We start from the raw sequence: 16,691 nt of genomic DNA on the forward strand, positions 1-16,691 counted from the left end.
ATAAATAACGGTACCACTGTACACTCATTATCGACTGTCTATTCATACAAAGAGATTACTATGTCATCACACCATATTAATAACCGCAATCGACAGCGCTACTCTGAGACTGCGCCTGCTTATTTATCTAGCACTGATTATAAAGACTATAATGGTAACAATAATAACGGTCATCTATATCCAGCCGGTAAATTTACCTCTATCGCATTGCTAGTTGGTAGTGCCTCGCTTGTACTCGCAGGTTGCCAATCAACTCCAGCCAGCTCATTTTCAAACCTGTCGTCGAATAGCAGCGCCTCTAGTACTATGATGGACTTTAGTGTCGCAGATGCCGCGCAGAGCCAACGTCAGGGTCAAGCCTTTACTGCCAGTCAAAATGCTCAGGCCGCGCGTTATGAGCAGCTGTTTGATCAAGAGAAGTATCCAAGCACCGAAAACCAAGCCAAATCACACTTGCTTGCAGCCATTCGTCAGCACTTGGCGACCGAGCATGTCGCAGTCGCCACAGCCAACTATCGCTCAGCACCATTCATTGACCCAGATAGTATCGACGCAGGATCGAGTAGCTTGCTCAGAACGATCATAGAAACCTATGTGTATCAGCCTGAAGGTGCATATAGCGAAAGTGATGATGAGCCATACAATGATGACTATAATGATTATGATGATGTGAAAGATTCGATAGAGTCCGACTATCCTAGTGATTATGATAAGTCTAGAGCAGAAGCTGAAGCAGAGAGAAGAGCTATTGCTGCTATATTGGCTGAAGCAGGGGAGAATGAGTCGACGAGCAGTGATACCAACAGCGATAACGAGTATGCCTACGATACAGCAGATTATGATAGCGACGATTATAGTAACGATAATTACAGTAGTGAGGACTATGATAATTATGATGAATACAGTAGCGGTGCTGAAGGTATGCTCTCAGGGATGTCGGGTTTAAGTCCCAAGTCAATGGCTGCAAAATATGAAGCCATGCAAATGGCAAAACAGCAAGCTAAGACAGAGACGGTAAATCGTGGCAGCCTACCAATGTCATCTACAGGTATGATTGGCAATATATTTGATATGTTCCACCGCACTCCTGAGCAAATAGCTGCATCCAATGCTTATCAGTATGAGCATTTAACATTCAATAGTGTCAGTCAATACCGTCCCAAGCAGCGCCAGCTACAAAGTGTCTATAGCTACGACTACGCCACACCCACGATTAGCTCGTCGATACAGATACCGTTAGCATTTGATTTTAATAATAGCAGTGTCGTAGTAGATCCATCGGCCATCATGCCGATTGTTGCACTTGTTAACCCTGAGAATACGCCGTTACCATCACAGATGACCTCGCATACGGTGAGCTTTGGTTTGCCTGAAAGTATCACGGCACAGTTGCCACCAGCGGTGCTCTACGATGCGGTGCTCAACGCAATACAGAATAGCATGGCTGAGCTCGCGCCCGAGCATTTTAGCGCAGTCGATGTCAGTGGTGATGCGTTTGCCAAAGAAGTCGGTGCGACTCGTGCCGTAAAAGTCTATTTCGGTAGTCAGCAAAGCGGTGAAGTAATCGGCAAGACGCTCAAATATGTAACGAAGTCACTGCAAGAATACGTAGATGCCAATCCAGATAAGTATCCTGATGGTGCCGCACTGAAGACAGCACTGGCTAAAGTGCAGTTATACAATAAAGGCTATCAAAGCGCGGATGTCGGTTCGCTATTGCAGCTTATCGAAGCTATCGGTCCTATCTCGTTTAATCAAATCAACTACTATTACTTAGACAGCTCAGGTCGACTGCTGGCCAAGCAGCAACGTGTCAATATCGGTAGTGATTTTATGGGGTCGACCACAACCATGCTAAACCAAGTGCGTTACGATAAAGCCAGCTTCAATCGTCATGCCTTGACACCGCTGCTCGCTGAGTCTTTTGGTTCAGACGCTACGCCTCCTATCGATGGCAATGCATGGATAGCTACGCAGCGCGCGAAAAAAGACAGATTACAAACGGCCCGCTATGCACGCTACGACTATCAAGATAGCGGTGTCGAAGGTGCTTATAGCAGTAATGAATATGGCACTGATGAGTACGGTAACGATAATGGCAATGGCGCAGACGCTGTCGATGAGAGCCGAGTTGACGATGCTCAAGATGATATGAATGAAAAATAGAAGTCAAATGACATCATCTTATTGCATTTACGCTTATATCTATTAAGGATAAAAAATGAAAACAGTACATCACACCATTGCACAACGTCTGCCATTTAAGACTAAAAATAATCTGTTAATCACCAGCGCATTTTTGACAGGGGCACTGTTGTTAACAGGTTGCCAGTCTACCAATTTGGGCCAGTCCAGCACGGCGGCTGTAAAACAAGCACCTAGCGTTGCTAAAAAAACACTAGAAACAGCACTACAAAAACAGCGTCGTCAGTCATTTAGCTATCATAGCAATCTTGAAATTGGCAATAACAAACAATTTATAGATGCTGATACTAATACTGGTACGGAGAAAATGGCGGCATCAGACTATGTAGATGAACATTGCGAAGAGGCACATGACCAAGCGTACGCGGCTCTAATCCTGCAAGCAGAACAGCAAAACAAAGATGTCTTAGCGGTGGATTACGTTACTAAGCGTGACAGCATAAGGCAGTCGTATTTTGAGTGCGTAGCTGCCTATCATGCATGGAATGACCATCAATACGATAGCGATGTAAAAGTAGCACCAGATTATCAAGCGCTATTTGATAATTATGAGGATAAACAAAGACCGTTAGATAGGAAGAAAGCACAGTTATTAGATGAGTACCTACTAAAGCCGCTTTCTATCGATTCTCAAGGGATCTATCAACCGATGGCAGGCAAGGCTACGATGCTCGCCAGCGCGCAATATCAAGCACGTAATCATCACAGCAGCATCAACCAGCCTATTTATATGGATTTTAAAAACGGTGATATTTACCTATGGGCAGATAACTTTGCGATTCTAAACTCAGAATTGTTAGACGATAAACTCGGTACAAAATGGCAAAACAAGTGGTTAAAAATAGCCATTGATGATGGTACATTGCCTAAAGGGTTTGGTAGTGAAGTAATCAAAAGCCACTTTGCAGCGTTAGATGCGACTTATGACGCGGCGCCTGTCAGCCAGTTTAATTATGTTGCCCCTAACTCACTTGCTTCCCTGTCTCCAAAGCTGCCCGCGCACCAGTTATCGGCTATGCTACCAAGCGATCAAATCATTCGCCGCGTACAACGCTTTGGGGATTATCAAGCATCGCAACAGAAATATATGCAGATTTTCTACGATCGGATCAGTGAAAAATACCCAGAGCTGGTACAAGAACCCGAACCGATGACAGCGTTTGAGTCGATTCAAAATCCAAAGGCATTCACCAGTAAGTCTGTTGTGCAAAAAATACTGGCTATGATAAAAGATCAAATGAATGAGGAAGCAACGACGGGTGAGACCATTGCCAATACAGAAGTACAGGAACTATACGGGTTTGATAAACGTGGTCAACTCAAATGGGAGCACTTACGCCGTCAGTTAGATAACACTAGCGAAGCGAATAACAACAAAGGCATGAGGATAGATGTGTTGCAGCAGCATTCCGCTGTTAGCACTAAGGACTTGGCGTTCCCTAACCTACCAAGTAATGTGCAGTCGCCGAACGCTAGCAATAGCATTGATTTACGAAAGTATGCTCCAGAGCTGCTGCAATACTACCAAGATGGTAATGGCACGGCAGTAGGTAAAATGGTCTTTAACATGTTGCCGATGGTCAGAGAGCGTTTTGGTTCGGTTGAGTAAATAGCGAGTTTCGTAAAAATGATTTTTCCACATTCGAATAGGATAGGTATGAAACAATATTTAGTAGGTATATTTTCTGCTGTCATCACTTTTAGTTCTGCTCAAGCGGGATGTATTGGCAACTCATCGTTCTCCACATGTTCTGATGCTAGTGGAAATACGTACACAAATAATAGAATAGGGAATACTACATATACCTCTGGCTATAATAGTAGTACAGGAAGTAGCTGGAACCAAAGTACCAATAGAATTGGTAATACTTCATATACTAACGGTACCAGTGCTGATGGTGGTTCTTGGAATAAATCTTCTCAACAGATTGGTTCTTATACTTATCATAATGGTAGTGATAGTAATGGTAATAGCTTTAACTATTCCTGCAATCAATATGGATGCAACTAAAATATATAGACGATAAAAAATAAATAAAAAAGCGCACCTATTAACGGCGCGCTTTTTCATTTTATACGTATACAGCTGGGTACAATAACACTTTTCCGGAGTGGCTTATTACATACCTTGATGCTGTTTGTCATGGCCTTTACGGTCTTTTGAATGCTTGCGACCTTTTTCTTGTTTCTCTGAATTCATCTGTTCCATTTTTGCACGTTGCTCAGCAGTCAACACTTGAGCGATGGCATGTTGGGTTTGTACACGTTCGATAAAGCGTTGCTTTTCTTTTGCTGCTCGTTGATCAGCCAGACGGTTTAAGGCAGCAGTATTCAAAGTGCTGGCATTGGTCAGTGCTTGTATTTGCTGATCCATTTGCGCGCGTTCTGCTTGATGTTCTGCACGGTCAGCAGTGCGATCGCCACGTTTGTTTTGCATGATGGCTTTAATTTGCGCTTGCTGTGTCGCTGTTAGGTCCAGTTTCGACATTGGGCCTCTCATCGCGCCATCTTTGTGGTTCTTTTGCATTTGCGCAGTTGGCGTTGTATCAGTGGTTGCGTTAACGCTAGTGCAAGCGGTCACTGTAAATATGCTAGACGCTGCTAATACTGAGCCTAATAGTAATTTTTTCATCATAATATCCTTGATTACATTGAGTTTGATTTCATAAGTACTAAATTTTTATCTCGCAAGTACCATCTGTTGAACGTTATCGCTCGCTATGGTTAGCCATCTTAGAAATGCAATACTTGCTGTTGATAGGAGTATATTACGACAGTTAAAGGTTACGAACATTTATGAAGTATTAAGAAAGGTAACGTTTCTGGTGAATTGGCAAGTGCTTGCCTGATAATATGGTTAACTACAGTCTACCGACAATAAAAATGCCACGGCGACAATCTTGCTAACCATATCAAAATAACACTTGTATGCGGACTTATCGCGCCATGATTACTATAGATTGAGTAAATAGAGATAAATAAAAATTAAAGGAGAGAAGCATGCCAAACATCCTAATAGGCGATGACGACGAAGAGTTGACTCAGTTATTGCAAGAGTACTTGGACAATCACGGCATTCGCTGTGACTGCGTCCATGATGGTGCAGCAGTTATACAAAGACTCAAGGCAGTAGCACACGAAGATACGGTCTATGATTTACTCGTGCTCGATATTATGATGCCGAAACTAGATGGTCTGAGTGTCCTGCGCCAATTACCAAATATTATCGATATCCCAGTCATTATGCTGACAGCAAAAGGGGAAGAGATTGATCGTATTATTGGTCTAGAGCTTGGTGCTGATGATTATATCACTAAACCTTGTAACCCTAGAGAGCTGCTAGCGCGTATCAATGCAGTGATTAAACGTACCAATACGACCGCATCAGAGCATACTCCGTTGCCAGAGAGTCGTTTGCATCTCGATCAAAACCAACGTGCCTGTCAGATAGATGGGGTGACGCTACAAGTCACTGGTACAGAGTTTGATCTGCTCGTGGCTCTACTCAAGCAAAAAGGGGAGGTGGTCAGTAAAGCATGGCTGTCAGAAAATGTCTTGCAGCGTGAATTGCAGCCATTTGACCGTAGCCTCGATGTGCACGTATCTCGCTTACGCAAAAAACTTCAACCTTTTCACGATGAACCAATAAAAGCGGTGCGTGGAAAAGGTTATCAACTGGTGCTGTAATGACGGACATATCGATGAGAGCTTCTGAGCAGACCCTCAAAAAAGCACCTAAGTTTAAGGTGCGCATCACCTTGTTTTGGCGTTTGTTCCTGAGCCTATTACTAACGATTTTAATTACCTCTGTACTGTCCATCGTGGTAGAACGCTGGCTAGCTGAAAAAGAGCTGACCTCTCGTATGGACATACAAATCGATAGCCTATTGATAAAGCGTGAAGAGATGGTCGCGTCACTACGGGCTGGTGATGTAGAGTCTGTCAGGCAGATGTATCGTCAAGATCGCCAGTTGATGAATCAAATCAGAGTCTATGATGAGCAAGGCGCTATTATATTCCCGCGTTACCGTGACAAAGACGATCGCGCGCAAGGACAACTGCAAAGTGGTCGGCAGCTAATGGATCGTGCAATACAACCGGTGCGACCAGTATCGCCTAGACCACCTAGAGTAGAGAATAACGTTCATGGTGTAGAAGGTCGCAATGCTGATAATAGACCGCGTGAGCACGACAATGAGATACCAAAAGATGAGCCATCTTTTTGGCAAAAATTCCTAAAGCCAAGAACGGCAAGTAGTGCCGCAGTAGCTGATATCGATACTCGTCCTGAACTGGCTGATATGTCTGTTGAACTACCTGATGGTCAGTCAATCATCATACAGTTGCGTCCGCACTTGCGTTTTTCAGACGTAGTAGAGATACAGCACGGCAATTTTCCAATACGTTTGCTATTGATTGTTATCTTTAGCATATTGGTTTGCATATGGCTCAGTCGTACGCTAACCCAGCGAATTGGTCGTGTACAAAATACCGTACACCGTATGATTGATGGTAATTATCAAGCCAACCCAGAACTGTCCAAGATGGGCGATGATGAGTTGGGGCTACTTGCCAAAGACGTTGCCCATCTCTCGACCAGACTCGTCGATAGTGAGTTGGCACGCAAGCAAATGCTCAGTGATATCTCACATGAGCTGCGTTCGCCACTTGCTCGTCTGGATGTAGCGACTGAGCTGACTCGAGACTTTGCGCCCAATGCCAATCGTTATCTAGACCGTATCGATAAAGAATCTACACGAATGAATGAGCTAATTGAGCAAATCATTCATATTCAATCTCTGCAAATGCAGCAATATACCGTCGATAATTTGGAAAGTGAGGCAGTCGACATATCTGACATTATTAGTAATATCGGAGAGGATGTCTGCTTTGAGTTTCAACATAAGGACGTACATTGGCAATGGCAACCGCCTGTATTCTCAGCGTTAGATAGTTTGGAAGGATTTTGGACAGTTCAAGGTAATGCAGAGCAGTTGTATAGTGCACTTGAAAATGTCATTCGCAATGCTTTTATGCACACGGCAGCGGGTTCGACAGTGATTGCTGAAGTAAAGGCAATACAAATGGACAATAAGGCACCAGCTGTTCAAATTAATATAACAGACGAAGGTGGCGGTGTCGCAGAAAAAGACTTAGAACGTATTTTTCATCCCTTTGTGCGGCTCGATACTGCTCGGCATCGTGATACTGGCGGCTATGGTCTTGGATTGGCTATTGTTCATGCTGTAGTTATGGCGCATAAAGGATATATCAATGCTCATAACCGTCAAGACGGTATCCAAGGGTTAGTGGTTCAAATAGTGCTACCTAGCAGACAAAAAAATAAATAATATAGAAACGATTTATGTAACCAATATGCGCTTATCGTGTATTTGTAATGTGTATAAGACCATATTTAGTCATAGATAAAAGCTGACTCTTTCTAAAACCGACGTAATTTATTATAAATAGACAAAAATTAAAAGTAATTATATTCGTTTATATGAATATAAACGACGAACGGTATCAAAATACGGATGAACGGCATTGTCTCTCTGTATATATTCGGTAATACTAATATATACAGAGAGTGATAAAGATTATACAAAACAGAACGTCTTATTCCTTAAAGACTACTACAACTATTATTTGAACAAGGTCTCGTTATTATAAGCTTATAACCCGTTTTATTTTGTCACATCGTCTCTCTGACATAGATCTTATCTCTGATTTTTTAAATCTGACAAGTCTGTAAGGGAGTACGCATCATGAACCGCATTTATAAAGTCATCTGGAATGAAGCCTTAAGTTGTTTTACCGCCGTTGGTGAATACGCGAAGGGACGTGGCAAATCTTCCAAATCTAGCGTTAGCTCTAACGCTACCATAAATACAACGTCTAACCTGTCCGTTATCCATACGTTACGTCTGAGCACTATAGCGCTTGGGCTACTAGCTGCTGGCTTTGGCATGCAGGTGAATGCATTGGGTACCTACTTTGTTGGTGACGACCCAACGCCTAAAATACATACCAATTCATTCCTTCACCAAACACTAACGGTGCAGGGTGGAGAAACGGTCACTGGCGATCCCAATACCAAAAATATTAGCGTGACTGCCAATAGACATGATAAGTCGCTAACGATAAAGCTCGATGAAAATGTCGATTTAGGGACTGATGGTAGTCTCAAAACGGGTGATACTTTAGTTGACAATTCAGGCATTAAGATTACAGCCATAAATCCAGCCAATAGTGTCACTTTGAGCAATAGTGGCCTAAACAATGGTAATAACAAAATCACCAATGTATCCAATGGTGCTGTGATGGCAGGGAGTAAAGATGCAGTTAATGGCTCACAGCTATATAGGCTAGTTAATATAGTTAAAGACAATAAAACCAAATATTATAGTGTTGATTCTGAAGCTATTGGTAATGCCAACAACGATGGCGCAACAGGTTATAACGCTATTGCCATGGGTGGCAACGCAAAGGCAACTGGCAGCCAAACCATCGCTATTGGTAGCTCTGAATTTGGACAACAGACGCTGGCAAGTGGTGAACAATCTATTGCTATTGGTGCCAATGTCGTTTCAAGAGGCGGCTCTTCTATTGCCATCGGTGGCGATGACCTAAACTTAGCATCGATATACAATATCGACGGTAGTATCACTAGCACTGATCTAAACAGTGGCACAGTCAATACGGTTTTTAATGAATATGCGGGTCGAGATCTACTGGATGCAAGCGACCCATATACAGGAAATACTGAATCGGGCGGGGCAGCTTCCATAGCAATTGGTGTCAAAGCTCGTACGGCGGGTCATCTTGCAACTGCAACAGGTACGCATGCGAATGCTGCTGCAACCGCGTCATCAGCGTTCGGTGTGGCTGCCTCTGCTACTGAAAAAGGGGCCTTGGCACTGGGTGCTGGCGCTCAGTCTAATGCTCAAGATGGCGTGGCGCTAGGATCACAATCTGTAGCTAACGTTGCAGGTGGTGCGGTTGGCTTTGCTCCATCAAGTGCTAGTGTCATAGACAAAACAGCTATTACAGCAACTAATAGTACAGGCCTTGGTGCAGTTTCTGTTGGTAGCTCTACTAATGGTACTCGCCAAATTGTAAATGTCGCAGCAGGTACTCAAGACAGTGACGCAGTAAACGTATCTCAATTAAAAGCGTTAGATACTATCGTTGCTGGCATTGATTTTCCTATTCGTTCTAGCAGTGCACAGCCATACACCACGTCAGTAACAGGTACTGACGCTCTTGCCGTTGGCTCGAATGCCAATGCAAAAGGTAATAATGCAACCGCTGTTGGAGAGAGCGCATTTGCAAACGCAAATGCAACCGTTATCGGTGAAGGTGCGCGATCTTCGTTCAACGGCTTTGCTGGTGGTCAGGAGGCCAAAGCGGGTGTTAATTCAGTGGCGATAGGTCAAAGAGCCACAAACGGAAACGCAAGTCGTGCGGTTGCGATAGGCTATCAAGCAAAAGCCATGGCTCAAGACACCATTGCAATTGGTCTTGATGCACAAGCTAAAGCGCAAGGCGGTGTGGCACTCGGTAAAGGTGCTAGTGCAAATGCTCTAAACAGCGTGGCTTTAGGTCAAAACTCTATTGGGGCGGTACAAAGTGGCGCATCTTTCTTAACCAACGTCGCTGCTGATGTAAATAATGGCACAGTCTCGATAGGAGCTGTTGGAAGCGAACGTCGTATCGTTAACGTTGCAGGTGGTTCAGCAGACACTGATGCAGTGAACGTATCTCAGCTAAAAGCTGTTACAGACATTGCTAATAGAGGCTGGGATATTAGTGCACAAGGTGATGCTACCACTGCAAGCACTGTAGGACCTGGTGACTCAGTTGACTTCAACAGTAAAAATAGCAATATCACTGTTTCTAAAGAAGCAACCAGTAATGATGTCTCATTTGAACTCAATAATAACTTAGACCTAGGTAATAACGGCAGTGTCAGTACAGGTAATATCTTCGGTGGCACTCAAGTTAATCGCTTGGGCATGATCACAGGTGGTCTAGCGATGGGCGGTGTAACTACAGTTAGTGGCGCTGGTGTGACCGTAACAGGTATAAACCCTTTTAACCCATCTAATGCCACGTTGACCAGTGATGGTCTAACCATTCTGAATGGTCCAAGCATGACCAGATCTGGTGGTATCAATGCTGGCAATAAAAAGATCACAAACGTTAAAGCGGGTGTCTTAGATAAAGACGCTGTCAACGTTAGTCAGCTAAATAGCTCATCTGCCGCTGCTAAAACAGAGGTCGCCGCAGGTACTAATATTGCGGGTGTTGTGAAGTCTACAGGTGGTAACGGTCAAGATGTCTATACCGTCAATGCAGATGGTGTTACTGCTTCAGCAGGATCTGCCGCTGTTACAGTTACCGCAGGTGAAAAAGATGATACAACTAACACCACTGATTACGCTGTTGATTTAAGTGCTGATAGCAAAGCCAGTCTGGTTAAAGCAGACAGTGCCATGCAGACCATTGTTGCTCAAATAGATGGCGTTGATGTTAAAACACTCAATCAAACGGATAATACGGCTAATTTCCTAACGGGAGATAACATTGTTCTCACTGCTGAGAATGGTGGCATTAAAGTCGCTACAAAAGAGGATGTCACTTTCACTAGTGCTAGCTTTACTGATAGTACAGTTCGTGTGAGTGGTGAAGGTCTTGATAATGGTGGCAACAGAATCATCAATGTAGATGATGGTGATGCAGATACTGATGCTGTCAATGTTAGACAGCTCAACGTCGTGACAGAAACTGCTAATAGAGGTTGGGATATTAGTGCACAAGGTGATGCTACCACTGCAAGCACTGTAGAACCTGGCGACTCAGTTGACTTCAACAGTAAAAATAGCAATATCACTGTTTCTAAAGAAGCAACCAGTAATGATGTCTCATTTGAACTCAATAATAACTTAGACCTAGGTAATAACGGCAGTGTCAGTACAGGTAATATCTTCGGTGGCACTCAAGTTAATCGCTTGGGCATGATCACAGGTGGTCTAGCGATGGGCGGTGTAACTACAGTTAGTGGCGCTGGTGTGACCGTAACAGGTATAAACCCTTTTAACCCATCTAATGCCACGTTGACCAGTGATGGTCTAACCATTCTGAATGGTCCAAGCGTAACAAGGTCTGGTGGTATCAACGCTGGTAATAGAAAGGTTGTCAATGTTGATAACGGTGAAGACCCAAATGATGCTGTCAATGTCAGTCAGCTCAATAGTGCCTCCGCTGCCGCTAAAACAGAGGTCGCCGCAGGTACTAATATTGCGGGTGTTGTGAAGTCTACAGGTGGTAACGGTCAAGATGTCTATACTGTTAATGCTGATGGCGTTACTGCTTCAGCAGGATCTGCCGCTGTTACAGTTACCGCAGGTGAAAAAGATGATACAACTAACACCACTGATTACGCTGTTGATTTAAGTGCTGATAGCAAAGCCAGTCTAGTTAAAGCAGACAGTGCCATGCAGACCATTATTGCTCAAATAGACGGTGTTGATGTTAAAACGCTCAATAAAACGGATAATACGGCTAATTTCCTAACGGGAGATAACATTGTTCTTAGTGCCGAGGATGGTGGCATTAAAGTTGCTACAGCAGAAGATGTCACTTTTACTAGTGCTAGCTTTGCTGATAGTACAGTTCGTGTGAATAGTGAAGGTCTGGATAATGGCGGCAACAGAATCGTCAATGTAGATGATGGTGATGCACCTATGGATGCTGTCAACGTCAGGCAGCTAAACGTCGTGACAGAAACAGCCAATAGAGGCTGGGATATCAGCGCACAAGGTGATAGTGCTACCGCAAGTACGGTAGGACCTGGAGATTCAGTTGACTTCAACAGTAAAAACAGCAATATCACTGTTTCTAAAGACACTACTAGTAATGATGTCTCGTTCGAACTCAACAATAACTTAGACCTAGGTAATAACGGTAGTGTAGAAATGGGTTCAAGCTCTCCGTTCGGTTTTGGTGATACCACGACACTTGATCGCTCTGGTCTAACAACAGGTAACTCATACTTTAGTACAACTGTAGATGGTTTAGGTGTTAGAACCGGTAATGCACTGGCTAGTACATCAGTTAATGGCTTAGGAGTATTGGTGAATGGTCCACTAGGTATTCCTAGTACTGTTCTAACCATGGATGGTTTAACAATTATTGGTGGTCCAAGCGTAACAAGGTCTGGTGGTATCGATGCTGGTAACAAAAAGATTATCAATGTTGATAACGGTGAAGACCCAAATGATGCTGTCAATGTCAGTCAACTAAGTAGCTCGTCTGCCGCTGCCAGAACCAAAGTCTTAAAGGGAACCAATGTTTCTAGTGTTGATTTCTCAATCGACAGTGACACAGGACAAGATGTCTATACTATTAATGCAGATGGCGTTACTGCTTCAGCAGGATCTGCAGCTGTCACAGTTACCGTAGGTGAAAAAGGTGATACAACTAACACGACCGATTACGCTGTTGATTTAAGTGCCGATAGCAAAGCCAGCTTGGTAAAAGCGGACAGTGCCATGCAGACCATTGTTGCTCAAATAGATGGCGTTGACGTTAAAACGCTTAACCAAACTGATAATACGGCTAACTTCCTAACGGGAGATAACATTGTTCTTAGTGCCGAGGATGGTGGCATTAAAGTCGCGACAGCAGAGGATGTCACTTTTACTAGTGCCAGTTTCGCTAATAGTACAGTTAGTGTGAATGGTGAAGGTCTTGATAATGGCGGTAATAGAATCATCAATGTAGATGATGGTGATGCAGATACTGATGCTGTCAATGTTAGACAATTAAATGCAACCAACAATACAGTGGACCTAGGACTGAACTTTACAGGAGATGATACAAATGTTGTCGTCAATCGCAAGTTAGGTCAAACGTTGACACTCCAAGGAGGTGCTACCAACGTAACTGAAAACAATATCGGTGTGATCGCTGATGAAGATGGCAATCTAAATGTTAGATTGGCTGAAGATGTCATGCTTGGTAAAAACGGTAGCGTGAGAATGGAAAGCACGGTGCTTAACAATGCAGGCGTCACTATCACTGATGGTCCTAATCAGACCATTACGTTAAGCAAAGAAGGTCTTGATAATGGTAATAATAGAATTATCAAAGTTGATAAGGGAATTGCCCCAACCGATGCCGTAAACTTTGCACAGCTTACTATGACTAATGATGAAATTGCTAAAGGCATCAAGATTGGTGACGGCAATAGTGCCAATGATCAGCAATTTTCGCTAGGCAATACCATCAATGTCACAGGAGATAATAATCTGACTACTGTCGCTTCTGCGACTGGCGTCCAAGTGAAACTGAATAATCAGTTAGACCTTGGAGATGATGGCAGTATACAGATAGGTAACAGCATCATGAGTGATGCAGGCTTTACCTTCGTTGGAAATGGCGTGAATAGAATGGTTTCGCAGGTCTCATTGAGTAGCCGTGGTCTAGACAATGGCGGCAACACCATTCGCAACGTTGGGGAAGGTGTGCTAAATACGGATGCTGTCAATGTTGGGCAGTTAAAAGATGTCGCCATTGCCCTGGATCAAGGTTGGGGCATCACCGCTCAAGGTGATATCGCTACGATGGTAAAACAAGGAGATGCTGTCGACCTCAGCAGTAAAGATGGTAATATCAAGGTATCTAGGAAATCAGTGAGTGATGTGGCTGCTTTCGATAGTAGTCCATCACTACAAGCTGCAGCCATACCTACCAATGCTAATGATATTAGCTTTGATCTGAACCCAGATATTACTTTGAATAGCGTAACTACTGGTAGTACGGTTATGAATGACAATGGACTGACCATTGTAGGTGGTCCAAGTGTTACGAAAAGTGGTATTGATGCCGCTAATACCAAAATTACCAACGTTCAAAATGGGGAAGTTTCGGCGACAAGTCAGGACGCCATAAACGGTAGTCAGCTTTATGCCCAAGGCACTGGTATCAGCAGTATTATCGGTGGTGACACTGTTTACAATGCCGAAGATGGTACTTTTACCAACAGTGACATTGGTGGAACGGGTGAAAGCAATATCGATGGTGCGATTGCCTCTATCAGACAAGGCACGATTGAAATTAGTGAAAATGTGCAAATTAACACAGAGAGTATTACCACTAATACAACCAATATCGCGACCAATACGACAAATATTGCTACGAATACCAGCAATATCACGACCAATACCACGAATATCAAAACCAATACGGATAAGCTAGATGCTGGACTCAATTTTGGCGCAGACAGTGGTGCCAATATCAATAGACCAATTGGCGATGATAGTGTCCTAAGCTTCACTGGTGGCAATAACATCACCACCACAGCAGATGGCAGTAGTATTAAGTTTGATCTAAACGGTAATATCAGCGTTGATAGTGTCACAGTTGGGACAACGGTTATCAATAGTGAGGGCATCAGTATGCAAGATGGGCCAAGTATGACGTCTCAAGGTCTATATGCTGGTAACCAACGTATGACTGGTGTCGCCGATGGGGTCGAAGCGACAGACGCCGTCAATTATAGTCAGCTTAGCGCGCTTGATAGTCGACTCAATAACAATATGAGCGATCTTGGCTACAAAATCGACGAAGTAGAAGACGATGCAAACGCAGGTATTTCAGCTGCAATGGCAATGTCGGCAATGCCTCAGGCCTATATCGCAGGTAAGTCATTGATTGGTGGCGGTGTCGGTACCTATAATGGAGAAAGTGCTGTAGCAATTGGTTTCTCTAAGTTATCTAATGACGGTCGCTGGGTCATCAAGGTAAATGGTACAGCAGATACTCAAGGCAACGTAGGCGGTGCAGTGGGTGCAGGCTTCCATTTTGACTAACAAAGCCTTTCAGCTGTAGTTATCGGAAGACTATAAAAAAGCAAGACATTGGATGTCTTGCTTTTTTACGGCTTAAAGATAAACAATTAAGGTAATAAAGCTATCGATAAATCAAAATAAGCGCTTGTAAGTTGTGTCTTACAAGTGCTTATTTCTTATAATTAAGACGCTGTTATATTCTAAACATTGCACCATTCGGTGTCAGTCCAACATAGGCCATACCTGCTTGATTCATCCAATGAGGCTGAATAATGCCATGCTGCAAAATCGCATGAATGTCTCTATGTGCTCGTTCTATCTTATGTTTTTTATATAAGGAAGCCGTGCCTGCGACTGCGTAAATTTCAGATACCATATCACGAGCTTCTCTTGCGGCTTCACAAGACGCTGCCCATACATCTGCAAGCTGTATATCAGTAAAGGTGTTTTTTCGCTGAGATTCTTCCCATAGTACCTCGACACTATGATGCAGTTGGGCGCGTTTTGATGCTAGTATTGTTTTACTCTTAGCAATGATAGCTTGTACCGTTGCACGGTCGCGTAGATCTGGACTCTTACCAGGTGTTACCCTTTCAAGACACATATCAACCAAGTCGTCCATGGCGGCTTTTAATACGCCTAGCGCCATCGCCGCACAGCCAGCAGCATTGATACAACCGATAGGCAGACGACTGTAGGCAGTATCGATAGCCACAGGACTATCAAAGTCAACTGCATAAGCCTCTTTGACAAAAGCGTCTTTGACGACTATATCGTGGCTACCTGTGCCATTTAAACCGCCCACATCCCATGTATCAATGATTTTTACATCTTTCTTGGGAATAAAAAATAGCTTTAAGTTTGCACCTGGGCCAAGGGTTGTAGGAGAGCCTTCGGAGATAACGAGGCAACGGAGCACAAACCAATCAGCCAATTGGCATCCAGAGACGAGTGTCCATTGTCCTGATACCATATAGCCATTATCTACTGTTTGGGCCACGCCTTCAGGACGTGCGGAATTGGCATAAATATGAGAGGGGTCGCTGTATACTTCTTTCATGCTAGATTCGTCCAAAAATCGACCGAATGTACAGGCCAAATGGTTGTTCCAAACGATCCAAGCAACGGAGGCCTCAGCACTGGCCAAGGTCTCATAAGTTTTTAGCGTTTCTATTGGGTTTCCTGCCCATCCTCCTAACGATTTAGGCAGCCCCATTCTAAATAATGCAAATTCTGAAAGTTTATTGACCACCACGGGTGCAATTTTTCTAGCGCTTTCTGTTTCATCTCTGAACATGATTGCTGATGCATAAATCTTGTTTGCTGCATCCGATGGTAGGGTGGTTATCTCTGCTGAGGATAGATCATTCATATTGTTCAACCTTATTGTGATGAATAAGACAGTACTTTTTTCTACAGCTGATAAAGTACAAGTTTGAGCGATGACAAATGCTTATATAAAGAATAACCAACAGCTGACCACCATACAACCGTTAATATGAATATATTAAAAATTATATTGTAAAAATTGAATAAATGGTGTGTTTATTAAAATGTTGACAATAATCTTGGCAGTTAGTAGACCCTCTAGCACTACAATTTGAGTAATTACGTTTTAAGTAATTACGT

General features: G+C 43.4%; 8 protein-coding genes. 6 read left to right on the forward strand and 2 right to left on the reverse strand.

Annotated features, from left to right (window positions below):
- Positions 1-60: 60 nt before the first annotated feature.
- From AK824_RS06155 to AK824_RS13425, 3 genes are read left to right on the forward strand one after another with little or no spacing between them, the layout of a single operon-like run.
- Positions 61-2,166: a hypothetical protein gene (locus AK824_RS06155; protein ID WP_057759839.1), complete on the forward strand. Its 2,106-nt coding sequence runs from the start codon at positions 61-63 to the stop codon at positions 2,164-2,166.
- Between the two features lie 55 nt (positions 2,167-2,221).
- Positions 2,222-3,814 carry a hypothetical protein gene (locus AK824_RS06160; protein ID WP_057759843.1) on the forward strand — a complete coding sequence of 531 codons (1,593 nt, stop codon included), beginning with the start codon at positions 2,222-2,224 and terminating at the stop codon, positions 3,812-3,814.
- A 48-nt stretch (positions 3,815-3,862) separates the two neighbouring features.
- Positions 3,863-4,216, forward strand: coding sequence for a hypothetical protein (locus AK824_RS13425; protein WP_082624586.1), 354 nt, complete (start codon positions 3,863-3,865; stop codon positions 4,214-4,216).
- Positions 4,217-4,324: 108 nt separating this feature from the next.
- Here AK824_RS13425 and AK824_RS06165 read toward each other — a convergent pair whose 3' ends face one another.
- The gene (locus tag AK824_RS06165; RefSeq protein WP_227511214.1) at positions 4,325-4,840 is read right to left on the reverse strand and encodes a Spy/CpxP family protein refolding chaperone; all 516 of its coding nucleotides are present in this window, start codon (positions 4,838-4,840) and stop codon (positions 4,325-4,327) included.
- Between the two features lie 365 nt (positions 4,841-5,205).
- On the opposite strand from AK824_RS06165, the gene AK824_RS06170 reads away from it, so the two are divergent.
- The 3 genes from AK824_RS06170 to AK824_RS06180 all read left to right on the forward strand — a co-directional run bounded on the left by AK824_RS06170 (position 5,206) and on the right by AK824_RS06180 (position 15,083).
- Complete coding sequence (locus AK824_RS06170) at positions 5,206-5,892, forward strand: response regulator transcription factor (RefSeq protein ID WP_057759848.1); 687 nt, start codon at positions 5,206-5,208, stop codon at positions 5,890-5,892.
- Between the two features lie 14 nt (positions 5,893-5,906).
- Positions 5,907-7,556 carry a sensor histidine kinase gene (locus tag AK824_RS06175; protein ID WP_057759851.1) on the forward strand — a complete coding sequence of 550 codons (1,650 nt, stop codon included), beginning with the start codon at positions 5,907-5,909 and terminating at the stop codon, positions 7,554-7,556.
- Between the two features lie 417 nt (positions 7,557-7,973).
- Positions 7,974-15,083 (forward strand): YadA-like family protein, encoded by a 7,110-nt coding sequence (locus AK824_RS06180; RefSeq protein ID WP_057759853.1) that lies wholly within the window; start codon positions 7,974-7,976, stop codon positions 15,081-15,083.
- Positions 15,084-15,255: 172 nt separating this feature from the next.
- Here AK824_RS06180 and AK824_RS06185 read toward each other — a convergent pair whose 3' ends face one another.
- A complete protein-coding gene (locus tag AK824_RS06185) occupies positions 15,256-16,434 on the reverse strand; it encodes an acyl-CoA dehydrogenase family protein (protein WP_057759859.1) in 1,179 nt (392 codons plus the stop codon).
- Positions 16,435-16,691: the final 257 nt, after the last annotated feature.

The sequence above is a fragment of the Psychrobacter sp. P11G3 genome, assembly GCF_001435845.1.
Classification (GTDB): domain Bacteria; phylum Pseudomonadota; class Gammaproteobacteria; order Pseudomonadales; family Moraxellaceae; genus Psychrobacter.